Source organism: Bradyrhizobium sp. BR2003 (genome assembly GCF_009720285.1).
In the GTDB taxonomy this organism is placed as follows: domain Bacteria; phylum Pseudomonadota; class Alphaproteobacteria; order Rhizobiales; family Xanthobacteraceae; genus Bradyrhizobium; species Bradyrhizobium elkanii.
Window position 1 is genome coordinate 180763 of record NZ_SMYJ01000040.1, and the last position, 26854, is coordinate 207616.

The window sequence follows — 26854 nt, forward strand, 5'->3', positions numbered from 1 at the left end:
TTGCGGTCGCTCACGCATATTGCCGAGGTCCTTGTGTCGAATCCCGTTGTTCTGACGCTGACGACCAGCGATCCGCTCCACGATTATCTCCAGCTCTACAACGCGATCTCGGCGATCAGCGTCGGTGGCGGGCTAGCGTCGGCCAACACCGATTACGTCATCAACTTCTCGCTCTCGTCCGGCGCGCGCACGCTGCAATTGCTGGACGATTTGCCGGCCATCAATCTGATGAACGGCTCGACGCTGACCTTCGACGGCAACTCCGACTACAACAATCAGCTCGGCGGTCAGGACTACAGCGACGTCATCGACGCGCGCGGCTATCAAGGCTTTGTCGTCACCTCAGGCACGGTGACGTTCAAGAACCTCACCATCATCAATGCGGTCGCAAGCGGCGGCAATGGCGGGGTCGGCGGTGGCGGCGGCGGTGCAGGCCTCGGCGGCGGCCTGTTCGTCGGACAGAACGCCGACGTCACGCTCAACAATGTCAATTTCGGCAACAACACCGCCAAGGGCGGCAATGGCGGCGCGGTCGATCCGGCCGGCGGCGGCGGTGGTGGCGGCGGCATCGGCGCCGACGGCGGCAGCGGCAATGGTGGCGGCGGTGGTGGCGGCGGCTTCGGCGGCCAGGACTACTACGGCTATCACGGCAATGGCGCGAACGGTTACAGCGAGGCCGGCTCCGACAGCCAGCACCCCTCGACCGGCGCGAACAACGCGGGAGGCACGCCCGCGACGATCGAAGGTGCGGCCGGCGGTGGACAGGGCGCCGACAATTACGGCGGCATCGGCTACGGCGCGCATGCAAGTGGCGGTGCGAGCGGCGGCGGTGGCGGTGGCGGTGTCGGTGGTGGCGGCGGCGGCATCGGTGGCGCCAATTCGGTCGGCGGCGGCCCTTCGGGCAACGTCATCGGCTATGGCGGCGCCGGCGGCATGGGCGGCGGTGGCGGTGGCGGCATTTTCGGCGGCGGCAATGGCGGTTTCGCCGGCGGTGGTGGCGGCTCCGGCAACGGAAGCGGATACGCGCACACCGGCGGCAATGGCGGCTTCGGCGGTGGCGGCGGCGGTTCGAACGGCACGCCGGGCAGCGGCGGATTCGGCGCCGGCAGCGGTTCGCTCGCGGGCGGCGGTGGCGGCGGCCTCGGCGCCGGCGGCGACATCTTCGTTCAGCAGGGCGGCAAGCTCACTGTCATTGGTGGCACCCTGTCGGGCGCGACCGAGATCGGCGGCACCGGCGCCAACGGCGCAGGCAACGGGTCCGCCTATGGCGATATCTTCATCCAGGGGACGATGGTCGTCACCCCGACGCACACCGTTTCCACGGTCTTCCAGGGCCTGCAGACCGTCACCACGCTCACGATCGCCGACACCATCGTGGATGAAAAGGGCATCAGCGGCACCGGCACGAGCGGAAAGCTGCAAGTCTCCGGCGGTGGCACGCTGACGTTGACCGGCGCCAACAGCTATGACGGCGGCACCCAGATCGACGGCGGCAACATCGTCTCGATCACGGCCGACAACAATATCGGCGGCTCGGCCGGCGCGCTGATCCTCAACGGCGGCGCGCTGACCACGACCGGCGGCTACACCTTCACGCACGACATTCAGGTCACCGCCAATGGCGGCACTTTCGATATTTCGTCCGGTACCATCATCGACACCGGCGCGATCAGCGGCTCCGGCACCTTCACGCTGTCCGGCGCCGGCACGTTGCAGCTCGGACTTGGCCAGCTCGCAGGCCTGACCGGGACGCTCAACCTGAGTGGCGCGCACCTCGGGTTGACGACCGGCGGAATTTTCGACGACGCGATCGTGGTCGGCGGCAATTCCGTTGTTGCGGTCGGGACCGGCGCGACCGTCACCGACACGGCCCTGATCAGTGGCGGCGGCAATCTCGGTATCGACGGCGGCGGCGCCTTCGTGCTCAGTCATGCCAATAGCTATGGCAGCACGACGATCTATTCCGGCACCGCCTGGCTCACGACCTATGGCGCCGCCGGTACCGGCAATATCTCCTTCACAACAGGGCTTGGCGGCACGCTGAAGATCGACAACGCCGCGTTGACTGGCAACGCGTTCACCAACAGCATCTCGAACTTCAATCCCGGCCAGAAGATCGATCTCACCGGGTTGACGTACAACACCCAGAATCCGTCGCTCAACACCGTCAGCCTGTCCGGCAACACGCTCTCGATCTCGAACGGCACCACGACCGACACACTGACCGTGACCGGGCTCGATGGCGGCACCCGCTTCCAGCTGACGCAGGATTCGAATGGCGGCACGATCGTGCAGATCGTCTCGACGCGCGTGTTCAACGTCTCCAGCGTCGCCGAGCTCAATGCTGCTATCCAGCAGATGGATTCCGGCGGGCAGAACGCCGCGCAGAACGCCAACTACACGATCAACATCACCGCCAACTTCAGCCTGACCTCGGAGCTGTACGCGTTCAATCTGCTGAGCGGGTCGAGCGTCACGATCAACGGCAGCGACGGTCACGGCGGCACCCATACGATCGACGGTCTCAACGCACAGCGCGGGTTCTTCGTCTATGCCGGCAACGTCAACCTCGAGAACCTGACCGTCCAGAACACGGTGGCGGTGGGTGGCGGCGTCAGCCGTGGTGGCGGTGGCGGCGGCGCCGGGCTTGGCGGCGCCCTGTTCATCTCCGCGAACGGCAGCGCGACGATCGACAACGTCGTGTTCCACAACAGTGCGGCAATCGGCGGCAATGGCGGTCCTGGCGGGAGTGGAAATCCTGCCTACACCTACGGCCTCGGCGGTGGCGGCGGGATGGGTGGCCGCGGTGGAAGCAGCGGCGGCGGCGGCATCGGCCTTGGAGCGACGGCTCCGGACAATGACGCATATTCCAACGGTGCTGGCGGCATTGTCCTCGGCGCCGCCTCGGCCGGCCGAGGCAGCTACGGTTACGACTTCCCGTACATGAACGGGTACATTCATAACTACGACGCGGGCGGCATCGGCGGCGCCAATGGCGGTGGCGGCGCAGCCGGAGGGTACGTCGGCCTCGGCACTCGTGCGAACGGAGCTGGCGGCGGTATCGGCGGCGGAAACTCGCTGGACGGCGGCAACGGCGGTTACGGCGGTGGCGGCGGCGCGGGCGGCAATGGTGGCTTCGGCGGCGGCGGTGGCTACGGCGGCAATGGTGGTTTCGGCGGCGGCGGTGGCATCGGCGCGATGGGCGGCTTCGGTGGCGGCAATGGCGGCACCAATGGCAACGGCGCGCCGGGCGGCGGTGGCGGTCTCGGTGCAGGCGGTACCGTCTTCGTTCAACAAGGCGGCTCGCTGACCATCAAGGGCGGCTCGCTCTCCAACGATTCCGGCTTCAATGCCGTCGCTGGCGGCACCAATGGCATCGGCCAGGCCAGCGGCTCGGGCATCGGCTCCGGCATCTTCATTCAGGGCAACAACACTCTCAGCTTTGCACCTGGCAGCGGCCAGACGCTGGCTGTCGCCAACGACCTCGCCGACCAGAGCGGCAGTGGCGGCACCGGCGCCAATGCGGGCATCGGCGGCCTCGTGATCAGCGGCGGCACCGTCATCCTCGGCGGCAACAATAGCTACACCGGCAACACCACCGTCAGCGGCGCCGGGACGAGGGTGTCGATCTCTGCCAACGTCAATCTCGGCGCGCTGACCAGCATCCTGAAGCTCGGCGACGGAACCGGCATCAGCTTTACCGACGGTTTCACGCAGACCCACAAGATCACCGTCGCGGGCGATCCGGTCTTCAATGTCGCGGCCGGCGAGACCGTGACCCAGAGCGGCGTCATTTCCGACGGCGCGACGCCGGGCGACGTCGAGGTGACCGGCGGCGGACGGCTGGTGCTGTCGGCACAGAACACCTATTCGGGCGGTACCGTCATCAAGGGCTCGATTCTCGAGCTCGCGGCGAATGGTGCGGCGGGAACCGGCGCGATTGCGTTCACCGACGGCAGCACCGAGAAGCTCGTGCTCGATGCCGCGGCATTCTCCGGCACCTCGTTCAGCACCTCGATCGCCGGCTTTGCCGGCGGCGATACCATCGACTTTGGCAACATCGGCTATGACGCCACGGCGACGCTGTCCTATGCGAACGGCGTCTTGCTGGTGAAGAACGGCAGCGGCACGACGCTCGCCTCGCTGAACCTGAGTTTTGGCGCCGGCGCCTCGGCCGGCTCGCTGCTTCTTGGTTCCGATGGCTCGGCGACGCCGCATCTGGAAATCCGGTCGCAGGCAAGCGTCGCCTCGGTCACGGCTGACACCACTGATCACCTCACGACGCTGAACGCCGGCAAGGTCGTCACCATCACTGTCAATTTCAGCAACACGGTGAGCGTGACCGGCGCGCCCGAGTTGCTGCTCAACGACGGCAAGGCCGCGACCTATCTCAGCGGCAGCGGCTCGCAGGCGCTGGTGTTCAGCTACACGGTGCAGGACGGCGACAGCACGCCCGATCTGCAGGTGCAGAGCCTCTCGCTCAACGGCGGCACGATCAGGGATCCCGGCGGCCAGGACGCTGACGTGACCCATGCGGCGACCGACCTGCATCTCGTGATCGACGCGATCGCGTCGACCGTGTCGGTTGCGGCGAGCTCGACCGCGCTGCTGGCCGGGCAGACCTCGACCGTCACCTTCACCTTTTCCGAGGCGGTCACCGGCTTCGCGCTGACGGACACGACGGTGAGCGGCGGCGCGCTGAGCGACCTCGTGCATGTCGGCGTCAACGCCGCGCACCAGGACGTCTACACGGCGACCTTCACGCCCGATGTGACCAATTCCGAGGCGGGCTCGGTGCAGGTCAACGCGTCAGGCTATACCGACAGCGCTGGAAACGCCGGCGCGGCCAGCAACACGATCGCCTTCACCGGCGATACCAAGGCGCCGACGGTGGCGGTCTCCGCCGATCACACCACGCTGGTTGCCGGCGATAGCGCGGTTGTCACGTTCACCTTCTCCGAGGCCGTCAGCGGCTTTGGATTGGGTGATGTCACCGTCCAGGGCGGGACGCTCGGTAACCTTCTCCATGTCGGCGTCGATGGCGCCGGCCATGACGTCTACACCGCGACCTTCACGCCCGACGTGACCAACACCGAGGCAGGTTCGGTGCAGGTCAACGCGTCAAGCTATAGCGACGTCGCCGGCAATTCTGGCACGTCGAGCAACACGATCAGCTTCAGCGGCGACACCAAGGCGCCGACCGTGTCGGTTTCCGCTGACCACGGCACACTGCTCGCCGGTCAGACCGCGGTCGTGACCTTCACCTTCTCCGAGGCCGTCGCGGGCTTCGCGCTCGGCGACGTCAGCGTCAGCGGCGGCGTGCTGGGCAGCCTTGTCCATGTCGGCGTCAACGGCGCCGGCCAGGACATCTACACCGCGACGTTCACGCCCGACGTCACCAATGCCGAGGCTGGCTCGGTGCAGGTCAATGCATCGAGCTATAGCGATACGGCCGGCAACGCCGGTGCCGCCGGCAACGTCATCAACTTCACCGGTGACACGCTGGCGCCGACAGTCTCCGTCACGCTCAATCCGGACACGGTGCTGGCCGGCGATCTCTCGGTCGCGACCTTCACCTTCTCGGAAGCCGTCGCGGGCTTCACGCTGGCCAGCGCCACCGTCCATGGCGGCGCGCTGAGCAATCTCCTGCATGTCGGGCTCAGCGGCGCCGGCCAGGACGTCTACACCGCGACCTTCACGCCCGATGTCAGCGACACCGAGGCCGGCTCGGTGAAGGTGAATGCGTCCGGTTACGGCGATGTGGCCGGCAATGCCGGCGCGGCTAGCAACACCGCGACGATCGGCGGCGATACGCTGGCGCCGACGGTGTTGATCGCGGCTGACCGTAACGCGCTGCTGGCGGGCCAGACCGCGCTGGTGACGTTCACTTTCTCCGAACGAATCGCGAGCTTCGCGCTCGGTGACTTCACTGTGCATGGCGGGGCGTTGGGCAACCTGGTCCATGTCGGAGTCAACGCATCGGGCCAGGACGTCTACACGGCAGTTTTCACGCCGGATGAAAGCAACACTGAAGTCGGCTCGGTGCAGGTCACCGCCTCGAGCTATACCGATATTGCCGGCAATACCGGCGCGGCGAGCGGCACCATCAGTTTCACTGGCGATACCAGGGCGCCGACGGTGTCGGTTGCCGCGAGCCCGAGCACGGTGCTTTCGGGCCAGACTTCGGTTGTCACCTTCACCTTCTCCGAAGCGGTCGCGGCCTTTGCGCTCAGCGATACCGTCGTCGCCGGCGGCACGGTGACCAACCTGGTCCATGTCGGGCTCAATGGTTCGGGCCAGGACGTCTACACCGCGACCTTCACGCCCGATATCAACGACGTCGTGGCGGGCTCGATCCGGGTCACCGCTGCAAGCTATGCCGACGTATCAGGCAACACCGGCGCGGCGAGCAATACCGCGACGATCGGTGGCGACACGCATCCGCCGACGGTATCGGTGGTGGCCGATCACACCCTGCTGCACGCCGGCGACGCCGCGCTGATGACGTTCACCTTTTCCGAGGCGGTCGCCGGTTTCGGACTCGGCGACGTCACTGTCCATGTCGGCGTCAATGGCGCGGGCCACGATATCTACACCGCGACCTTTACGGCCGATGTCACCGACCATCTGTCGGCTAACCTTTCGGTTGCGGGGGCGAGCTACACCGACATCGCCGGCAATGCCGGCGGAGCAAGCAACGCGGTCAGCTTCACCGGCGACACCAAGGCGCCATCGGCGCCGACGCTAATGCTGCACCGGGACACCGGCGTCTCCAGCGCCGACCACATCACCAGCAATCCGCTGATCGATTACACCAAGTTCGATGCGGCCGACACGCTGCGCTACAAGGCCGACGGCGCGTCGAGCTTCTCGACGACCGCGCCGGTCTTTACGACCGACGGCGTGCATTCCGTCACGGTGCAGGAGGTCGACGCTGCCGGCAATGTCAGCGCGTCGTCAAGCCTGACCTTCACCCTCGACACCACGGCGCCTCATCTTACCGGGATCACGGCGACGCCCTCCGGCGGCGTCGCGGCGCCGGGTTCGCTGGTGCAACTGACGGTCGGCTTCAACGAGGCGGTGTACGTCAATGGCGGTACGTCGAGCCTGATGCTGAACGATGGCGGCACCGCAATCTACGACGCCGCGGCAACGGCGCTGCTCGGCGATTCCTCGAAGCTGGTGTTCGATCACATCGTGTCGTCGACCGATCGCGCCGACTCGCTGGCGGTGACCGGCTTCGCCGCCAACGGCGCCGATGTCGTCGACCTGGCCGGCAATGCGGCCTCGCTTTCGGCGGTGTCCGCCGTCTTCGACGCCCTGCACATCAACGAGACCATCGTGCCGGCCTACACGCTCGGCGCCGTTACCCGGCCGGAATTGCATCTGGATCTGGGCGGCCGCATCATCATGGATGCAACGGCGTCGGCATTCGCCGGACATTATGGCATGCAGTACCTGTTCCTCGGCCTGCCGGCGGGAACGCCTCATCAGACCGTTCCCGACTTTCATCTCTGATCGCAGCGCGGCCGGAAGCTCCGGCGCGGCGCTTCATTCCGCTTAGCGGAAAACAGATTGCTGCCGCTGCGGCTTGCTGCAGTGCAGGCCATGCGGCATGATCCGGCCCTCGAAACGGACCTGATGGAACGAGGTCCGCGCTGCAAGGGAGGATTGGAATGAGACGAGTTTTGGCCGGCGTGTTGGCCTGTGCGTTTGCGATCTCGGCGAATGCGTCGCTGGCGCAGGACAAGCCTCCGCTGAAGCTCGGCGGCATCCTCGATATGTCGAGCCTCTATGCCGACATCACCGGCTCGGGCAGCGAAACCGCAGCCAAGATGGCGGTGGAGGATTTCGGCGGCGAGGTGCTCGGCCGCAAGGTCGAGATCGTGGTCGGCGACCATCTCAACAAGGCAGACCTCTCCGCCAACATCGCCCGCGACATGATCGACAACCAGGGCGTCGAGATGATCTTCGACGTCGCGGCATCCGCGACCGCGCTCGCCGCTGCCGAGATCGCCAAGGCGCGCAACAAGATCATCATGTTCAACGGTCCGGGCTCGATCCGCCTGTCCAACGAGGCCTGCGGCCCCTATACCGTGCACTATGTGTTCGACACCTTCGCGCAGGCCAACGTGACCGGCCTCGCCGCGGTGAAATCCGGTCTCGATACCTGGTTCTTCCTCACCGCGGACTACGCGTTCGGCCAGGACCTGGAAAAGGATACCAGCAATGTCGTGGTGAAGTCGGGCGGCAAGGTGCTCGGCAGCGTGCGGCATCCGATCAACACCTCTGACTTCTCGTCCTTCCTGCTGCAGGCGCAGGCCTCGAAGGCCAAGGTGATCGGCCTTGCCAATGCCGGCGGCGATACCATCAACGCGATCAAGCAGGCGGCGGAATTCGGCCTCACCAAGAGCGGTCAGAAGCTGTCGCCGCTATTGGCCTTCGTCACCGACATCGACAGCGTCGGGCTCGATACCGCGCAGGGCCTGTTGCTGGCGGAAGCCTTCTACTGGGATCTCAACGACGACAGCCGCGCCTTCACGAAGCGCTTCATGGAACGTACCAAGCGGGTGCCGACTTCGGCACAGGCCGGCGTCTATTCCTCGGTGACGCACTATCTCAAGGCGGTGAAGGCCGCCGGCACTACCGATGCGGCCGCCGTCATGAAGGTGATGAAGGAGACCCCGATCAACGACATGTTCACCAAGAACGGCAAGATCCGCGAGGACGGCCGTATGGTGCACGACATGTATTTGTTCGAGGTCAAGAAGCCGTCGGAATCGAAAGGCCGCTGGGACGACTACAAGCTGGTGGCGACCGTGCCGGGCGACCAGGCCTTCCAGCCGCTGTCGGAGTCGCGCTGCCCGCTGGTGAAGAAGTGACGCGAAGCGTCATTCCGGGATGGTCCGAAGGACCAGACCACGGATGCGCAGTGTGCATGTGCATCGGGGAATCCCGAGATTCCGGGTTCGATGCGTTGCATCGCTCCGGAATGACGAATTCAAAACAACAACGAAAGGCAAAACGCCATGAGCGATAATCAGATGGTCCTCCAATCCCTCGACAAGGGCCTGCTCACCATCACCATGAACCGCCCCGATCGGCGCAATGCGCTCAATCCCGACATGACGCGCGGCCTCGTCGAGGCGGCGCGGCGCGCGCAGGACGATACCGAGGTGCGTGCCGTGCTGCTCCGGGGCGCCGGCGGCACTTTCTGCGTCGGCGGCGACGTCAAGTCGATGGCGGAAGGGCGCGCACCGCTGCCGTTCGAGGCCAAGATGGCCAATCTGCGCCGCGGCATGGAGGTTTCGCGCATCCTGCACCAGATGCCGAAGCCGGTGGTGGCGCAGCTTGACGGCGCGGCGGCCGGCGCCGGGCTCTCGATCGCGCTGTCCTGCGACCTGCGCGTTGCCAGCGCCTCCTGCAAGATCACAACCGCCTTCGCCAAGGTCGGCTTCTCCGGCGATTACGGCGGCACCTATTTCCTGACCAAGATGCTCGGCAGCGCGAAGGCGCGCGAGCTCTACATGATGTCGCCGGTGCTGTCGGCGCAGGAGGCCTACAACCTCGGCATGATCTCCAAGGTGGTGCCCGATGCCGATGTCGAGGCCGAGACGCTGGAACTGGCGCGCTCGCTGGCGCAGGGCCCGTCGGTGGCGCTCGGCTACATCAAGCGCAACATCAACAATGCCGAGACCATGACGCTGGAGGCCTGCTTCGACGGCGAGGCGATCCACCACACGCGTGCCGGCGAGACCACCGACCACAAGGAAGCGGCCAAGGCCTTCGTCGAGAAGCGCAAGCCCACCTTCCAGGGGCAGTAGACCATGGCCGAGTACATGCGGTTGCGGCAGATCTGCCTGGTGGCGCCGCAGCTTGCGTCTGTGATCGCGGACATCTCCGCGATCATGGGCCTCGACGTCTGCTATCGCGACGGCAATGTCGCGAAATACGGCCTCGAGAATGCGCTGCTGCCGGTCGATACCATCCTGCTCGAAGTCGTCGCTCCGTTCCAGCCGGGGCCGGGCACCGCGGCCGGCCGCTTCATCGAGAAGACCGGCGGCCGCGGCGGTTATATGGCGATCTTCGTCTGCGAGGATCCCGACGCGCGCGGTGCCAAGGCGAATGCGATGGGCGTGCGCACCGCCAACGTGATCACGCACGCGCCGTATCACGGCGTGCAACTGCACCCGCGCGACTGCCGCGCTGCCTTCATCGAGTTCAACCACACCGACGGCAGCGACGACATCCTGGGGCCGTATCCGCCGGCCGGCCCGGACTGGCAGAAGTCGATCCGCAAGGACACGACCTTGGCGCTGACCGAGGTCGAGATGCAGAGCCCCGAGCCCGAGGCGTTGGCGGCGCATTGGGGCAGGATTGTCGGCATTCCCGCTGATGGTGCCGTGGTGAAGCTGCCGAACAGCACCTTCCGCTTCGTCAAGGGCGACAGCGAGATCATGAGCGGCTTGACGTTCAAGGTCGTCGACAAGGCGAAGGTGCTGGAAGCCGCGAAAGCCAGAGGCTGTGCGGTGAAGGGCGACGAGTTCCTGCTCTGCGGCGTGACGTTCAAGCCAGTGGTGTGACGTGTAGCCCGGATGCAGCGAAGCGAGATCCGGGACCCACGCTCTTCGCGGACAGACCGCCCCGGATTGCGCTTCGCTGCATCCGGGCTACGCGGCTCCTCAGGATGACGGGGAGGATTGAGCGAGCAAAGACAACTTAATATCATCGGCGCAACAAGAACAATTGGAATGCCCCTATGCCGCATCCGCTCGATACCTTCTTCGCTCCAGAAAGCATCGCTCTCATCGGCGCCTCGCGCGATCACGAGAAGATTCCCGGGCGGTTGCTCGCGATGCTGCGCAAGAACGGCTATCCGGGCCAGCTTTATCCGATCAATCCGAACTATGACGAGATCGACGGCTTGAAGTGCTTCAAATCGGTCGCCGAGATCGGCGCGCCGATCGATCTCGCCGTTATCGTCATTCCCGCCCGTGCGGTGCTGCCGGCGCTGGAGCAGTGCGCGGCCGCCGGCGTGAAGAACGCGGTCATCATCTCGTCCGGCTTTGCCGAGGAGGGCGGCGACAGCGCTGATATGCAGGACGCGATCGTGGCGCTGGCGAAGCGGACCGGGATGCGAATCTCAGGTCCCAATGCCGAAGGGTTTTACAGTCAGGCGCAGAAGGTCGCCGCGACCTTCAGCCCGACCGTCGACGTCAAGCCGGATGCGCCTGATCTGGTCGCCGGCAAGCGGCGGATCGGCATTGTCGCGCAGAGCGGCGGCATCGGCTTTGCGATCTATCATCGCGCCAAGGCGCTCGGGGTCGCGCTCAGCTATGTCGTCAGCGCCGGCAATGAGAGCGATCTCGGCGCCGGCGAGTTCCTCGACTACATGGTGCAGGATGCCTCGACCGACGTGATCCTGCTGTTCATCGAGGGTATCCGCGACGTGGACAAGTTCCTGGCGGCGGCAAAGCGCGCGGCAGCGCTCAGGAAGCCCGTCATCGTAACCAAAGTGGGCCGCTCCGGCGCCGGCGAGCGCGCGGCGGCCTCGCACACCGCGAGCATGGCGGGCTGGTCGGCGGCCTATGACGCGGTGTTCGCGAAATACGGCTTCATCGTCTCCAACGATCTCGACGAGGCCGTAACGATTGCTGCCGTGTTGACCACCAACCCGCTGCCGAAGGGCGATCGCGTCGCGGTGCTGACGGTGTCCGGCGGCGCCGGCATCTGGGGCGCCGATACCGTCTCGATGCAAGGGCTGCGGGTGCCGGAGCTATCGGCCGCGATCCAGAACCAGATCAAGCAATGGATGCCGTCCTATGGCGCGGCGGGCAATCCGGTCGACGTGACCGCGCAGGGCGTCTCCTCCGGCGGGTTGCAGAAGAGCATCGAGCTGTTCGACACATCTGACGAAGTGGACGCAACGCTGGTCGTGCTGTCGCTGTCGAGCGAGACGCGGATGCCGTTCAAGGAAGCCGAGCTGAAGCCGGTGATCGCGGCGCAGCACAAACCGGTGGTGTTCTATTCCTACACGCTGCCGTCGCAGTTTGCGCGGCAGGAGCTGGCCAAGTCGGGCGTGGTGGTGCTCTCGGGGCTGACCCATGTCGGCGTCGCGATGCGGCGGCTGGCGGACTATGCCGCCTTCAAGCCCGCGCCGGAGATCGCGGCATCAGCGTCGCCGACGCACGATCTCTCCATGCATCTCAAATCGAAGACGTTGTCGGAATATGACAGCAAGGCACTATTGCGCGCGGCCGGCATCGCGTTGCCCGACGAGGTGCTGGTGACCGACCGCGACGGGCTTGATGCTGCGATCGAGCGCGCCGGATTTCCACTGGTCATGAAGATCCAGTCGCCCGCGATCGCACACAAGAGCGAGGTCGGCGGTGTCCGCGTCAACATCGCCGCCAAGGGCGCGGCGTTCACGGCCTACCGCGACATGCTGGAGTCAGTGCAGAAGCAGCGGCCGGGCGCTGAAATCCAGGGCGTGCTGGTCGGGCCGATGGCCAGGAAGGGTGTCGAGATCATCGTCGGCACCATGACGGATGCGACCTTCGGGCCGATGGTGATGGTGGGGCTCGGCGGCATCACCACCGAACTGTTCAAGGACGTGGTCTATCGCCCCGCGCCGGTGAGCGCGGCTGAAGCGGCCATGATGCTGGAGACGCTGAAGGCCGCGCCGCTGCTGCACGGCTTCCGCGGCGCGCCGAAGGCCGATGTCGCGGCACTGGCGCGGTTGATCTCGCAGATTTCGGTGCTGGCGGCGCAGCACGCAAGCGAGATCGCCGAGATCGAGGTTAATCCCGTGCTGGTGCATCCCGAGGGACAGGGCGTCACGGTCGTCGACGCGCTGGTGGTGCCAAAATAACTCGGTGTCGTCCCGGCCTAGTGCGCAATTGCGCACGGGGGCCGGGACCCATAACCACCGAAGTCAGTTGTGAGAGAAGCCGACGCCGCTTGTGCCCTTTCCGTGGGCCGCGGCGTATGGGTTCCGGCTTTTCGCCGGGACGACGCGTTGAGAGATCAGTGCTCGCGGCTACCGCCCCTTGAAGTTGGCGACGCGGCGCTCGGCGGTGGCCTTGACGCCTTCCTTGAAGTCTTCGGTCGCGCGCAGCTTGGTCTGCTCGGCGAGCTCGTGGTTGGTGGCGGCGAGCACGCGGTCGGCGAGGCCGGCGCGCATAGTGGCGCGGGTCGAGACCAGGCCGAGCGGCGAGCATTCGGCGATCTCCTGCGCGAGCTTCATGGCTTCCGCCCGCACCTGGTCCTGCGGCACCAGCACATTGGCGAGGCCCCAGCGATAGGCTTCTTCGCCGGTGACACGGCGGCTGGTGTAGAACATCAGCTCGGCATTGTTCTTGCCGATCAGCTCCGGCAGCGTCGTGGTCAGGCCGAAGCCGGGGTGGAAGCCGAGCTTGGTGAAATTGGCCGAGAAGCGCGCTTCGGGGCAGGCGACGCGGAAGTCGGCGGAGACGGCAAGGCCGAGGCCGCCGCCGATCGCGGCGCCATGGATCGCCGCGACGATCGCCTTCTTGTTGCGGAAGATGCGCACCGCCTGAACGTAGAGATGGTTGATCGGCAGGTTGGAAGCCGGATCGCTCTTGGCGCGCTCCTCCTGCTCCTGGCGGGCCGGATCGCCGAAATTGGCGCCGGCGCAGAACGCCTTGCCTTGCGCCGCCAGCACCGAGGCGCGGATCTCGATATTGTTGTCGAACTCCTCCAGCGCGTCGGCGATCTGGTTGATCAGCGCGACGTCGAAGAAGTTCAGCGGCGGTTTTCGGATTTCGATCAGGCCGACATGGCCGTGGGTTTCGACGCCGATATCAGTGTACTTGGTCATGATCTGTCCTCGTTGAATTAGCGAAGGCGAGCCCGCGCGGCTAGCGCAGACCAAGTCCGCGGGCGATGATGCCGCGCAGCACTTCGGTCGTGCCGCCCTGGATCGTCAGCTTGGGCGCGGTCTTGATGGCGAAATCGAGCTGCTTTTCCAGCGTCTCGCGGTTGGTCGCGGTCTCCTCGACGAAGGCGGCGAGATCGCGCACGCGATGCGGCAGCTGCTGCTCCCACACCGTGCCGATGTCCTTGACGATCGAGGCTTCGACCACCGGCTCCTTGCCGGCCTGCAGCATGCCCGCGACCGACACCGACATGCGGCGCATGGTGTGGACCTGTGCCACCAGGCGTCCGATGCCCTCGGCGCTGCGGGTGTCCGGGTTCTTGCCGACCGCGCGCACGAGCTCGGTGAGCACGTAGTAAGTCTCGAGAAAGCGCTCGGGGCCGGACCGCTCATAGGCGAGCTCCGACGTCGCCTGCTTCCAGGCGCCGTCGACCTCGCCCAGCACGTGATCGTCGGGCACGAAGTAGTCGGTGAACACGACCTCGTTGAACTCGAACTGGCCGGTGATCTGGCCGATCGGATTCACCTGGATGCCGGGCTGCTTCATCTTGACCAGGAACTGGGTCAGGCCGTGGCGGCGGTTTTCCTTGGTCGGCGGCGAGGTGCGGAAGATCGCGATCATGTAGTCTGCGATGTGCGCCGACGAGGTCCAGATCTTGGTGCCGTTGATCAGATAGCCGCCATCGGTCTTGGTCGCGCGGGTCTTCGCCGCGAACAGGTCGGAGCCGGAGTTCGGCTCGCTCATGCCGATCGCGAAGCAGACCTCGCCGCGGCAGATCCGCGGCAGGATGTCCATCTTGATGTGCTCGGGCGCGTATTTCAAAAGCACCGGCCCGCTCTGGCGGTCGGCGACGAAGAAGCGCCGGGTCGGCGCGTTCGCCACCCGCATCTCCTCGGTCACCACATAGCGCTCGAGGAACGAACGTTCCTGGCCGCCATATTTCTTCGGCCAGGTCATGCCGAGCCAGCCCTTGGCGCCGACGCGGCGGGAGAATTCCGGCGCGTCATTGTCCTCGCGGTTCGGCGCGTGGGGATCGAAAGTGCCGGCGGCGATTTCCTCGGCAAGGAAGGCGCGCACCTCCTTGCGGAGCTGCTCGCACTTTTCCGGCAGGCGGATCGGATCGAAACGAAGGGCTGCAGTCATGATGTCCAGTCCTGATCTTTCTGCCTGATCTCAGCGCGAAGCCACCAGCGGCCACAATTCATCGGCGCCACGATTGGCGACGAGCTTGCCGAGCTCGACCGCCCAGTAGCTCTCCGAGCCAAAATCGTCGCGCCAGGCCAGGGCCCGCAGCGAATAGCGGTGCAGGATGTGCTCGATGGTGAAGCCGATCGCGCCATGCACCTGGTGCGCGATGCCGCTGCCTTTCTCGGCCGCTTCCGAGCAACGGATTTTTGCCGAGGCCGCTTCGAGGAACACCGCGTCGGTATCGAGCGACTTGGCGTTGACGATGGTGTCGGCTGCCGAGGTCGCGGCGGCCAGCGCGGCGGCGTTTTCGCCGGCGAGGCGGGCGAGGTTGTGCTGCACCGCCTGGAATTTCGAGATCTTCTTCTCGAAGGCGACGCGCTCGTTGGAGTAGCGCACGGAGATGTCGAGCATCGCTTCCAGCGCGCCGGCGATCTGCAGGCTGCGCACCACGCCGCCCATCAGCATCAGCGTGGTCTGATCAAAACCCTTCGGCGCCGGCCTGGTCGTGACCGCCTGCACCTTGTCGAGCGTGACGGTGTCGTTGTGATCGCCGCCGAGCCCGATGCCGGATTCGATCCGGCCCTTCGCGGCATCGACCAGCGCAATCGACACCCCGCCATCGCCAACAGCCAGCACCGCGAAATGTTTTGCGTCCTTGGCAAACGGCACGCCGCGGGCACGGCCGGAGAGGCTGCCGTCGGCGTTGAGCGTGACGCGGTCCTTCGGGCTTGCCGGCAGCACGGTCATCTCGCCTTCGGGGGAGGCGATCTTGCCTTGCGTCAGCAGCCAGCCGGCCAGCATTGTTTCGGCCAGCGGAACAGCGATCGCATGCCGCCCGGCGACGTTGAGGACGCTAAACCCTTCCGCGAGACTGGCACCGGAACCGCCGAGATCGTCGGGCACCCAGGACAGCGGCAGGCCGGCTTCGGTCAGCGCCTGCCACAGCGGCGCCTTCCACGCGCCCTGCTTGTCGTGATTGATGGTTTGGGCATCCGCGAGATCGGCGAAAATCTTTTCCGCGGTCTCGGCGACGATGTTCTCACTCTCCGCCACAGCGTTCCTCGTGTTGATTGGCTCGGGCTGACCGTTCGGCCATGCCCTGCTTGCGATGTTGTCTTGCGCTCAATGATGGGGAAAAGCCATAGCCGTGACAAGCGCTGCCCGCAGGGCCACTTGCGCGGATGGCATGAAGCCGGACATGGCGCACGAATTCCGCATTGTGAACTTTCGATGGTCCCTGTTTGCATGCCCCGCGCGGGAGCGGATCGGCCAGCGACATCTGTTCAGTCCGCCAGATGAAACTCGATCGCGTTCCGCATCAGGTCGGCGAACTCGGTCTCCTGGGTGACCAGCGCGTCGTTCAATCCGGCGACGCACAGCACCAGCGGTTCGTTCGATTCCGCTGATGGCGGCAGGTTCATGGCGACGGCGCCCGCGCCCGGCGTGACCAGGCCGAGCGAGAAGGCGTGCCCCTTGGCGCGGACCTTCTTCAGCTCCAGCAGCAGCGCCTTGATGTCGACCTGCCGGTCGGGCCGGGTCTCGTTGGCGTTGATCAGGCGCACCAGGCGGCGCACCTCCTTGTCCGGATAGGCCGATAGCAGCGCGTAACCCGATGCCGATCGCGCCAGCGGCCGCAGCGTTCCGGCCTTGACATACAGCCGCATCGGCAGCTTGGCCTGAATGATATGGACATACTGCGCGCTGAGCCCGTTGCGCACCGCGAGCATGATGGTCTCGCCGGTCCTCTCGGAGAGCTCGTTCATCAGATTGACCAGGCGCCCTTTCGTGAACAGCGCCGGGCTCAGCCAGTGCCCCAGCATCGAGATCCGCGGCGTCGGGATATAGGTGCGGCGGCTGGTGTCATAGTGGAGATAGCCGAACGCCGTCATCGTTCGCATCAACGCCGAGGTGCTGGACTGCGGGAACTTGAGGGCGGCCGCGACCTCGATCGCGGAAGCGGCGCGCTGGTGCTCCTCGAAGAATTCGAGCACATCGAACACGCGCCGCGCCGATTTGACCGCATTGTCCATCTTCGGCAGGTCGCGCGAGGTATCGCCGGGGAAATCGGGGCGGTCGAAAGTCCGCGGGCCGGCGGCCGCGCCGGCCTTCGCTGCATCCTTCTTCGCCACCGGCATCGCTATCGTCCCTGCTGCGCCACCCGCCGCTTCAGCCACCAGCCATATTGCTCGGGCCAGCTCGTCCACTCGGGATCGCATCCGAGCGCAAGTGCCGTCTGCGCGGGCCAGTTCGGATTCCACAGCAGTTCGCGGCCGAGCGCAATAAGCGTCGCCTTGCCGTCCCGCAAAATGGCTTCGGCGTAGTCCGGTTCGCGGATCAGCCCGACCGCCACCGTCGGCATGCCGACTTCCTTCTGGACGCGCGCGGCGAACGGCACCTGGAAGCCCGGGGTGCGCGACACCAGCGAATTGCCGCGCGGCAGCTTCATGCCGCCCGACGAGCAGTCCACCATGTCGATCCCGATCGCCTTCAGCTCGGTCGCAAACGCGATCGAGTCCTCGATCGACCAGCCGATGTCGACGCCGTCGACCGACGAGATGCGGACGAAGGCCGGCAGATGGTCCGGCCATTCCTCGCGCATGATCGCAGCGATCCGCAGCGGCAGGCGCATGCGGTTCTCGCGCGACCCGCCATAGTCGTCGTTGCGGTTGTTCGCCAGAGGCGACAGGAACGAGTGCATCAGATAGCCGTGCGCGCAGTGCAGCTCGATGACGTCGTAACCGGCCGCCCTGGCACGGCGAAACGCCTGGCGATAGTCGTCTACCAGGGCATCGATCTGTTCTGACGTCAGCATCTGCGGCGCGGGCCAGCCGTCGTCGAAGGGAATGCCGCTCGAGGCCGCGATCTGCCACGGGCCTTCGCCGCGCGCCTTGATGTCGGCCTCGCCGAGCGGATTGCCGCCTTCCCACGGTCGCTGCGAGGAGCCCTTGCGGCCGCCATGGGCGATCTGGATCGCGGCCTTGGCGTTGAAGCTATGGATCAGCACGGCGAGGGCGGCGTGGTCCGCGATGTGCGTATCATCCCAGATGCCGAGGCAGCCATGGGTGATGCGCCCCTGGGTGTTCACCGAGCTCTGCTCGACGAACACGAGGCCGGCGCCGCCGGCGGCGAGCTTGCCGATATGCGCGGTGTGCCAATCGGTGGCGCGCCCCTCCTGCGCCGAATAGGTCGCCATCGGCGAGACCATGATCCGGTTCTTCAGTTCGAGGTCGCGCAGTTGCAGCGGGGTAAAGAGCAGCGGCAGTTCGGTCATGCGATCTCCAGCCTTGCTTGTGGTTTCTTGCCTGCGATGTGTGGATTCGTGCGCGCAATCACTTCTTCAGCAGCGGACAGGCGCTCTCCTCGGGCGTCGCGAACGCCTCCTTGCCGGGGATTACCTGAACCAGCTTCTCGTAATCCCACGCGCCCTTGGATTCCGCCGGTGATTTCACCTGCACGAGATACATGTCGTGGATCAGCTGGCCATCCGCACGCAGGAATGCGTTGCGGGCGAAGAAATCGTCGATCGGCATGTCCTTCATCTGCGCGATCACCTTGGGGCCGTCGTCGGTGCCGGACTTCTCGACCGCCTTGAGATAATTTATGACCGCGGAGTAGAGACCGGCCTGCACCATAGTCGGCCGCTTCTTGGTCCTGGCCATGAAGCGCGCGGCAAAGTCGCGGGTCTTGTCGTCGAGATCCCAATAGAAGGCGGTCGCGAGCTGCAGCCCCTGGGCGGCCTGCAAGCCGATCGCGTGGATGTCGCTGGTCTGCATCAGGAAGGCTGCGAGCTTTTGCGTGTGCGCCATCCCGAATTCCTGCGCCTGCCGGATCGAGTTGGCGAGGTCGCCGCCGGTGTTGGCAAAGGCGATCACATCGGCCTTCGAGCTCTGGGCCTGCAGCAGATAGGACGAGAAATCCATGCTGTTGAGCGGATGGCGCACCTCGCCGGCGATGCTGCCGCCGACCTTCTCCACGGTCCTGGCTGCGTCGTTGCGCAGCGCATGGCCGAAGGCGTAGTCGACCGTGACGAAGTACCAGCTCTTGGCCCCCGATTTGGCCAGCGCCCGAACCGTGCTGTTGGCGAGCGCATAGGTGTTGTAGGTCCACTGCACCGAATTCGCCGAGCAGCCCTTGCCGGTCAGGTCGGAGGAGCCGGCCGACGACACCAGCATCGCCTTGTTCTTCTGCTTGGTGAGTTCGAGCACGGCGAAGGCGACGGCGGAATTGGCGAAGTCGACGATGACGTCGACATTCTCCTGCTCATACCAGCGCCGCGCGATGCCGGCGCCGACATCCGCCTTGTTCTGATGGTCGGCATCGACCATCGCGATCGGCTTGCCCGAAACCTTGCCGCCGAAATCCGCGATCGCCATCCGGACCGCTTCGACCGCGCCGGGGCCGGCGGCGTCGGCGTAAAGGCCGGCCTGATCGGTCAGCACGCCGATCTTCACCGCGTCGTCGGAAATCTGCGCGTGGGATGGCGCGGCGAAGGCGACTGAGAGCATTGCGGCGCTCGCGGCGATCCATCCGTATCTCGATGTCATTGTCCCTGGTTTCCTCTAGTTCGATTGCCTTATGGCGTTGGTCTTGTCTTGCCGCAGGTCGATCATGCCCGGATGCGACTGCGGATCCCTGTCCGCGCCGAGCAGCACGTGTTTCTGGATCTTGTTGGTCGAGGTCAGCGGCAGCTCGGCCACGAAGGCGATCCACGCCGGCAGCTTGAACGCCGCCAGGCGTTCGCGGCAGAAGCGGAAGATGTCTTGCGCGAGCTCGCGTGAAGCATCGGTGTCGTCGTTGCTCACGATGAAGGCCGCAACTTCCTCGTCGCGGATCGGATCGCGCGCGGCGACGACGGCGGCCTGCTTGACCAGAGGCGACGTCGTCAGCACGGCCTCGACCTCCGCCGCCGAGATGTTTTCGCCGGCGCGCCGGACCAGGTGCTTCAGCCGATCGACGAACACGAAGGCGCCGTCCTCGTGCTGCCAGGCGCTGTCGCCGGTGTGAAACCAGCCGCCGCGCCAAGCCTGCTCGGTGGCCTCCGGGTCCTTCAGATAGCCGGAGAAGAAGCCGCGCCGCGGCGTCGCCTCCGAGTGGCGCACGCACAGTTCGCCGACTGCGCCGGCCGGCAGCGCATTGCCGTCGGCATCCAGAATGATCATTTCGAGGCCGGGCGCGCTGCGGCCGACCGTGTTGGTCTCGAGATGGAGCGGCTCGACCGTGTTGAACGGACTGCGCCCGGTCTCCGTCATGCCCCAGCCTTCGACGAACGGGATGCCGAAGCGGTCGCGGGCCCGCGCGCGCTGCTCGGGATTGGCGCCGACGCCCATCGAGAAGTGCAGCGCATGGGCTTTCTCGTCCGGCGTCTCCGGCTGCGCCAGCAGGGCCGCGACGATCACGCCGAGATAATGCAGCACGGTTGCCCGGCACGCGACGATGTCGCGCCAGGCATGTTTCGCGTTGAAGCGTTCCGGCAGGATCAGGCAGCCGCCGGTCAGCATCATCGCGATCGGAGTCAGGGTCAGGCCGGCCATGTGGAACAGCGGCAGCGGGCTGTAGAGGCGCTCCGTTCCGGCATGATACGTCGCCTCGCCGCCGTGGCTTATGTACCAGCGGCCGGTCGAGACCACGTATTCATTGGTCAGGATGCATCCCTTCGGGCGCGCCGTCGTGCCTGATGTGTAGAGCAGCGCAGCCTCGGTCTCGCTTCCCGGCTCGCCGGCGCGTGGTGGTGGCCGCTGGGCGTGCGGGACTTTCTCGACGCTGGCGCCGAGATCGTCACCGGAGACGGTGAGCAGCGGAACGGCGCCGGTCAGCGCCTTCTGCAATTCCTTCTGATCGGCCAGCGTGACGATCAGGTCGGGTTCGGCATGCGCGATCAGGTACGCGATTTCCGCCGCGCGATAGGCCGGGTTGATCGGAACGATCGAAACGCCGATGCCGTTGAGCGCCAGCCAATGCACGATGAAATCGGGCCGGTTCTCCAGCAGCAGGCAGGCGCGGTGTCCGTGACCGAAGCCTGCTGCGCGGTACAGATCACGCAATGCGCAGACCTGCCGCGCGATGGCGCCATAGGACAGTTCGACGCCATCGGCAAAGTATGCGCGGTCGGGACGCGCGGGAATGCAGAGAAAGGGTTTGAACGCTGCCGCATCGGATGTCGCGGCGAACGTGCTGAACACGGTGTACATCGTGGCGAAACTTCCCTTTGACGGCCGCTGATCGATGTCAACGGTGCAGATCCGAAGGAGCCCGGGTGCTTCGTTGAGCGCATTTGTCGTGCGATCGCGACGTTGCGCGGAAGCTATAAGGACGAATAATATGCTGTCAAATCCATTATGAGTTTCCATAAAACTCATATGTAGTTTGAACCCAAAGGCGGAGGTAACGAGATGAAGATGCACATGTTGTCGGGCGGCCGTCTCCAGATGTCGAAGCGGACCTATCTGCCCGATGCGGCACGCGGCGACATGATCGAGCTTCCGGTGTCCTGCGTGCTGTTGCGGCACACGCAAGGCAATGTGCTGTTCGATACCGGATGCCATCCCGATGTCGCGACCGATCCTGAAGGACGGCTCGGCACGCTGGCCAAATACATGCGCCCGATCATGCCGGCGGATGATCATGTGCTGACGAGTCTGAAGGCCGTCGGCCTCGGCGCTGACGACATCGACGTGGTGATCTGCTCCCACCTGCACACCGACCATTGCGGCTGCAACGCCTTCTTCAAGAAGGCGACGATCTTCGTTCACGCGCTCGAGATCGAGGCCGCGAATGCCGATAACGCGTTCGATCGCGGATACATCAAGGCGGATTGGGATCATCCGCTGAAGATGGAGATCTTCGATAGGCAGATGGATGTGTTCGGCGACGGCAAGCTCACGCTGGTCCCGCTGCCCGGCCACTCGAAGGGAACGACCGGCGCGCTGGTCAAGCTCGACAACAGCGGCGAATTCCTGCTCGCCTCCGACGCGCTCAGTGTGCGCGCCAATCTCGATCAGCGGACTTCACCGAGGAACAGCCTCGATGTCGACCAGTTCCTGAAGTCGCTCGACGAGATTGCCAGGCTCGAGGCATCCGGCGTCAAGATCATCTGCGGCCATGACGAGGCGCAGTGGGCCAGCCTGCAAAAGGGTCCGAACGCGTATTCGTGAGGATTTGGCGCGGTTTGCAGATGTCGTCCCACGCGATATGGTGTGCCGCCGCCGGAGTTCATCTGGCTCACAACAACAAGGAAAATGCAGATGTCCAAGGATGGTTTGTGCGCGATCGTGACGGGATCGGCATCGGGACTCGGCGCCGCCACCGCGCAAATCCTCGCCACGCAGGGTGCGCGCCTCATCATCAATTATTCCAACAGCAAGGCGGAGGCCGAGGCGACCGCGGAGGCCTGCCGCAAGCAAGGCGCCGAGGTGCAGGTGGTGCAGGGCGACGTCTCGCGCGACGAGGACTGCAAGAAGATCGCGGCCGCCGCGCAGGGCTGGGGCCGCCTCGACGTGCTCGTCAACAATGCGGGCACCACCAAGCACGTGCCGCATCACGATCTCGACGGCCTGACCGCGGAGGATTTCCAGCGCATCTATGCCGTCAACACCATCGGCCCGTTCCAGATGGTTCGTGCCGCGCGCGCGCTGCTCGAAGCCGGCGCGAAGGCATCCAGCCGTCCCTCGGCGGTGGTCAACGTCTCCTCGGTCGCCGGCATTTCCGGCGGTGGTTCGTCGGTCGCCTATGCCGCGAGCAAGGGCGCGCTCAACACCATGACGCAGTCGCTGGCGCGCGCGCTGGCGCCGTTGATCCGCGTCAATACGGTGTGTCCGGGCTATATCGATACGCCCTGGTTCACCAAGGGCCGCGGCGAGGCGGGCGCCAAGCAGGTACGCGATGCCGTGGTCGCGCGGGTGCCGCTGAAGGTCGCCTCAACGGCCGAGGACATCGCCAATCTGGTCTGCTTCCTGGCAAGCCCGGCATCGAGCAACATGACCGGCGAGTTCGTCCGCATGGATGCCGGCATGCATCTGATTCAGTGACGGAGCGCCGTTGCACAAATGAAAAATGCCCGGGCCTGGCCCGGGCATTTTGATTTTGAATCAGTGTTCGGCTACGGCGTCACTTGTTGCCGATATCCGGGATCACGCGCGCCGCGACCAGCCGGTTCCAGATGAACAGCACCACCAGCGCGCCGATTGTGGCGGTGATGAAGCCGGCGCCTTGTTCGGGACCGTAATGGCCGATCGCCTGGCCGATGAAGGTCGCGAGGAACGCGCCGGCGATGCCGAGCACGGTGGTGAGAATGAAGCCGCTCGGATTGTTCGGCCCCGGTGACAGGAACCGCGCGATGATCCCCGCGACAAAGCCGACGATGATGACCCAAATGATGCCGCCCATGACTGTCGTCCTCCTCAGATGGAATCAACGTTGCCGTCAGAGCCTGCGGTGCAGCTCGTCGCCGCTCGGCAGCCGTCCGTCCGGCGTCAGATGATTGATCGCGTCGGGCAAGTACTGGCTCAAGCCCTGCAGCAGCTCGTCGCGCGACATGCCGCTCTGCGATGCCAGCGAGTTGATCTGGTCGGCGCCTAGCGCGCTGGCGAGATCGCCGGGCGCGATCTGCTTGTTGGGACCATTGCTGACCCAGGAATTGGCCGCATCGCCCTGACCCTTGTCCTGTAACTGCTTGAGCAGGTCGCTGAGACCGCCGCTGAGCACGGTGCCGGCTGCGCCGCCGGCGAGCAGGCCACCAAGGCCGCCCTTCAGCAGATCGCCGAGCCCGCCGCCACCGGCGCCGCCGGGCAGGCCTGCGGTGACGTTGCCGGGAGGAAGCGGCGGCGCCTGCGCCGGCTTCGGCTCTGGGGCGCTCGTGTCCGCCTGGCCGCCGGAGAAATGCTTGACCGCCTTCCATGCGAGCAGCGCGAGGATCGCCATCGTCATCGGCGACATTCCGCCGCCGCTCGAACTGTCCGATGATGTGCTTGGCCCGCTCGGACCGCGGGGGCCGTTCTGCATGCCGTTGAGTACGTCGAGTAAACCCATGATCGTCTCCTGCCGCAACCGTGCCCCGAGCGGGAAACATAGCTTCCGCCCATGACGGTTACAAGGCGGGCCACCCGGCCTGCGGTGCGTCGAAATAGGCAGGCAACCCAAGGTCTGCTATCGAGCCAATGATGAATGGACGTTCCAGATGAACAAGGACCGGCCGATCGGCATTGCGGGCGCCGGAAGCATCGGCTGCTTCGTCGGCGGCATGCTCGCGGCCGCGGGGCGCCGCGTCGCGCTGCTGGCGCGGCCGCGGCTGATCCAGGAGATCGCAGGCAACGGCTTGCGGATCAGCAGCTTTGACGGCTCCGAGCGGACGGTATCCGCGGACCGGCTGATTGTGTCCGACGATCCGTCGATCTTGTCCGACGTTGAAACCGTGCTGGTGACGGTGAAGAGTGCCGACACCGCCGCGATGGCCGATGTGATCGCGCGCCACGCGCCTGGCGATGCCGCGGTGATCAGCCTGCAGAACGGCGTCGGCAATGTGCCGCTGCTGCGCGACCGTCTGCCGGGCCGCAAGGTGCTCGGCGGCATGGTGCCGTTCAACGTGGTCGCGCTCGGCGACGGCCGCTTCCATCGCTCGACCTCCGGCGACATCGTGATCGCGCAGCATGACGCGGGCACCGCGGCGCGGCTGTCGGTGCCCGGCCTTGCGATCAAGGCGACCTCCAATATCGACGGCGTGCAGTGGGGCAAGCTGATCGTCAATCTCAACAATGCGCTCAATGCGCTGTCCAATATTCCGCTGCGGCAACAGCTCGCGCAGCGCGGCTGGCGACGACTGCTTGCCGATCAGATGGCCGAGGGTCTGGCCGCGGTGCGCGCCGAAGGCATCGCGCCGGTGTCGCCGACGCCGCTGCCGTCGAGCTGGATGCCGCCTTTGCTGCGGCTGCCCGATGCGCTGTTCGACATGCTGCTCGGCCGCACCATGAAGATCGATCCCGAGGCGCGCTCCTCGATGTGGGAGGATCTGCAGCGCGGCCGCCGCACCGAGATCGACTATCTGCAGGGCATGATCAGCGCGATCGCGGATCGCCGCGGGCTCGCGGCGCCATTGTCGCGCCGCGTTATCGCGCTGATCCGGAAGGCGGAGGCGGACGGCAAGGGATCGCCGGGGCTGACACCCGAACAGATCCGCGATGGCAGCGACCATGAACGCCGATGATCGTCCGCCACGTCGATCGAACAACAGAGGAGGTGACATCATGAAACGGTCCAGCATCATGCTGCTCACGCTTGTTGCGCTCGCGGCCGGCCCGGCCCGTGCGGCGCCGCCGACCGTGACACCGTCGCCGGGCTATGATGCGCGGTTGCAGGAGCAACGCGCGGCGGCTGCGGCAGCGAGCCGAGCGGCTACGCCTGTGCACCGATCGGTCGCACCCCGGCACCACACGCGCGCCCGCGCGCGCTGATTACAGAGACGACCTCAGATGAAGCTGCTGTTCCTAGCGCTCACCTTCGTGTTTGGCTTCACCACGGCCGCAGGCGCCGCCGACTATGCCGGCTCGATCAGTGCCTACCGGCGCGCCAACCGCATGCCCGCGGTGAAGCTCGATGCGAAGCTGAACGCGATGGCCCTGAAGCAGGCGCAGGCGATGTCGGCGACCGAATCGGTCAGCCACTCCGCGGGCGGCAGCTTCTTCACGCGCATCGCGCCGCTCAAGAAACAGCGCGCCGCCGAAAATATCGGCGCCGGCTTCATCGCTTTCGCCGAAATGCTGAAGCAGTGGGAGAATTCGCCGGGCCATCGCGAGAACCTGTTGATGCCAGGCGCCAAGCGCGTCGGCGTCGCCTTCGTCGACAATCCGAAGTCGCCGTACCGCAGGTTCTGGGCGATGGTGATTACCGATTGAGCCTGCGCTGTCATTCCGGGGCCCGCGCAGCGAGAACCCGGAATCCCTCTGCCATTTCCGTCGAGATTCCGGGTTCGTCGCTTCGCTCCGCCCCGGAATGACTAAGCGAGCCGTCAGTTTCGCTTCGCAACCTTGGTCGGTGGCGGCGGTGCCGGCGTGAACAGTTTCTTCAGGCCGTCCAATCCCTCGGAAAGCCGCGGCCATTCGCAGGAGAACGTGCCCTTCACGCAGTTGCTTGCCCGCGGACGCGGCTCGGGAAGAGGGACGGCAGTGACCCGCGGCTTGACCGGCCTTGCGGCGGGGACGGGGACTTTCGCAGTCTCACTGCGCACCGGCTCATTGTGCAATGACGCCTGCTGAATCTGCGGCGGCCGCACCGGCTGTGTCTCCTGTCGCTCGAGTTGCTTCGCATTGAACGCCGCGACGATACGCGAGCGGCGCTGCTGCTCGAGGTAGCCGGTGTATTCCTGGTCGATCTTCTTCTGCTCGTCCGGCGTCGGATTGGGACCCGCGATGTCGAAGCTGCGGTCCTGCATGAAGTCGTAATAAGTGTAGCCGCCGCCGGGCTTGCGGCGGCCGGCGAACTTGGCGTTGCAATCGGCGAGTTGCGCGGTCTTGTTTTCCTTGGTCTTCGCCTTCTCGGCGAGGTCGGCGCAGTCCTCGAAGTCCTTCGGCCCGCCGCGCCACCATTGCGCGTGCGCGCTCATCGGCGCCAACACGCAAGCGACGGCGTAAACGGCAACAGCCAACGTCGATGATCGTGACGGCATCACGGACATTGAGACCAAACCCGAACAACACAGAGTGAGCAGATTGTCGCCATTTTAGTGACACTTGTCACCCGGGAACCGACGATTTTCCTGACCTGTGGACTGTTGCCTCACC

At 65.7% G+C, this 26854-nt stretch carries 20 protein-coding genes; 10 read left to right on the plus strand and 10 right to left on the minus strand.

Translation table 11 applies throughout. The annotated features are described in order from the left end of the window. The first annotated feature begins 33 nt into the window (after positions 1–33). From E2I15_RS39745 to E2I15_RS33590, 5 genes are all read left to right on the plus strand, one after another. Positions 34–7518: an Ig-like domain-containing protein gene (locus E2I15_RS39745; RefSeq protein ID WP_170991782.1), complete on the plus strand. Its 7485-nt coding sequence runs from the start codon at positions 34–36 to the stop codon at positions 7516–7518. A 158-nt stretch (positions 7519–7676) separates the two neighbouring features. Continuing rightward, complete coding sequence (locus E2I15_RS33575) at positions 7677–8882, plus strand: ABC transporter substrate-binding protein (RefSeq protein WP_092083161.1); 1206 nt, start codon at positions 7677–7679, stop codon at positions 8880–8882. Between the two features lie 147 nt (positions 8883–9029). Then, positions 9030–9824: an enoyl-CoA hydratase gene (locus E2I15_RS33580; protein ID WP_137483205.1), complete on the plus strand. Its 795-nt coding sequence runs from the start codon at positions 9030–9032 to the stop codon at positions 9822–9824. A 3-nt stretch (positions 9825–9827) separates the two neighbouring features. After that, positions 9828–10583: a VOC family protein gene (locus E2I15_RS33585; RefSeq protein ID WP_137483206.1), complete on the plus strand. Its 756-nt coding sequence runs from the start codon at positions 9828–9830 to the stop codon at positions 10581–10583. A 176-nt stretch (positions 10584–10759) separates the two neighbouring features. Then, positions 10760–12871 carry an acetate--CoA ligase family protein gene (locus E2I15_RS33590; RefSeq protein ID WP_137483207.1) on the plus strand — a complete coding sequence of 704 codons (2112 nt, stop codon included), beginning with the start codon at positions 10760–10762 and terminating at the stop codon, positions 12869–12871. 168 nt (positions 12872–13039) lie between these two features. Here E2I15_RS33590 and E2I15_RS33595 read toward each other — a convergent pair whose 3' ends face one another. From E2I15_RS33595 to E2I15_RS33625, 7 genes are all read right to left on the minus strand, one after another. Beyond that, on the minus strand, positions 13040–13840 hold the full coding sequence (locus E2I15_RS33595) for an enoyl-CoA hydratase/isomerase family protein (RefSeq protein ID WP_137483208.1): 801 nt from the start codon (positions 13838–13840) through the stop codon (positions 13040–13042). Between the two features lie 40 nt (positions 13841–13880). After that, positions 13881–15041, minus strand: coding sequence for an acyl-CoA dehydrogenase family protein (locus E2I15_RS33600; RefSeq protein ID WP_018269158.1), 1161 nt, complete (start codon positions 15039–15041; stop codon positions 13881–13883). A gap of 30 nt (positions 15042–15071) precedes the next feature. Next, positions 15072–16139, minus strand: coding sequence for an acyl-CoA dehydrogenase family protein (locus tag E2I15_RS33605; protein WP_137483209.1), 1068 nt, complete (start codon positions 16137–16139; stop codon positions 15072–15074). A gap of 230 nt (positions 16140–16369) precedes the next feature. After that, a complete protein-coding gene (locus E2I15_RS33610; protein ID WP_349629430.1) occupies positions 16370–17290 on the minus strand; it encodes an IclR family transcriptional regulator in 921 nt (306 codons plus the stop codon). Then, entirely contained in the window at positions 17224–18357 is a 1134-nt protein-coding gene (locus E2I15_RS33615) for an NADH:flavin oxidoreductase/NADH oxidase (RefSeq protein ID WP_137483211.1), read from the minus strand. Before E2I15_RS33615 ends, E2I15_RS33610 begins: the two co-directional genes overlap by 67 nt. A gap of 58 nt (positions 18358–18415) precedes the next feature. Beyond that, the gene (locus tag E2I15_RS33620; protein WP_246668404.1) at positions 18416–19591 is read right to left on the minus strand and encodes an ABC transporter substrate-binding protein; all 1176 of its coding nucleotides are present in this window, start codon (positions 19589–19591) and stop codon (positions 18416–18418) included. Between the two features lie 54 nt (positions 19592–19645). Beyond that, positions 19646–21442: an AMP-binding protein gene (locus E2I15_RS33625; RefSeq protein WP_246729470.1), complete on the minus strand. Its 1797-nt coding sequence runs from the start codon at positions 21440–21442 to the stop codon at positions 19646–19648. 33 nt (positions 21443–21475) lie between these two features. Here E2I15_RS33625 and E2I15_RS33630 point away from each other — a divergent pair, with 33 nt between their 5' ends. Together E2I15_RS33630 and E2I15_RS33635 are read left to right on the plus strand one after the other, a co-directional pair. Beyond that, entirely contained in the window at positions 21476–22237 is a 762-nt protein-coding gene (locus tag E2I15_RS33630) for an N-acyl homoserine lactonase family protein (RefSeq protein ID WP_170991783.1), read from the plus strand. Between the two features lie 90 nt (positions 22238–22327). Continuing rightward, positions 22328–23110 (plus strand): SDR family NAD(P)-dependent oxidoreductase, encoded by a 783-nt coding sequence (locus tag E2I15_RS33635; protein ID WP_137483213.1) that lies wholly within the window; start codon positions 22328–22330, stop codon positions 23108–23110. 79 nt (positions 23111–23189) lie between these two features. Here the strand turns inward: E2I15_RS33635 and E2I15_RS33640 are convergent, their stop codons facing one another. Both E2I15_RS33640 and E2I15_RS33645 read right to left on the minus strand, forming a co-directional pair. After that, positions 23190–23468: a GlsB/YeaQ/YmgE family stress response membrane protein gene (locus E2I15_RS33640; protein WP_021080200.1), complete on the minus strand. Its 279-nt coding sequence runs from the start codon at positions 23466–23468 to the stop codon at positions 23190–23192. A 36-nt stretch (positions 23469–23504) separates the two neighbouring features. Next, entirely contained in the window at positions 23505–24110 is a 606-nt protein-coding gene (locus tag E2I15_RS33645) for a YidB family protein (protein ID WP_137483214.1), read from the minus strand. 148 nt (positions 24111–24258) lie between these two features. On the opposite strand from E2I15_RS33645, the gene E2I15_RS33650 reads away from it, so the two are divergent. The 3 genes from E2I15_RS33650 to E2I15_RS33660 are packed head-to-tail and all read left to right on the plus strand — an operon-like array spanning position 24259 to position 25969. Then, complete coding sequence (locus E2I15_RS33650; RefSeq protein WP_137483215.1) at positions 24259–25281, plus strand: 2-dehydropantoate 2-reductase; 1023 nt, start codon at positions 24259–24261, stop codon at positions 25279–25281. 40 nt (positions 25282–25321) lie between these two features. Beyond that, positions 25322–25528, plus strand: coding sequence for a hypothetical protein (locus E2I15_RS33655; protein WP_137483216.1), 207 nt, complete (start codon positions 25322–25324; stop codon positions 25526–25528). A gap of 18 nt (positions 25529–25546) precedes the next feature. Beyond that, complete coding sequence (locus E2I15_RS33660) at positions 25547–25969, plus strand: CAP domain-containing protein (RefSeq protein WP_137483217.1); 423 nt, start codon at positions 25547–25549, stop codon at positions 25967–25969. 113 nt (positions 25970–26082) lie between these two features. Here E2I15_RS33660 and E2I15_RS33665 read toward each other — a convergent pair whose 3' ends face one another. Then, a complete protein-coding gene (locus E2I15_RS33665; protein WP_137483218.1) occupies positions 26083–26748 on the minus strand; it encodes a hypothetical protein in 666 nt (221 codons plus the stop codon). Positions 26749–26854: the final 106 nt, after the last annotated feature.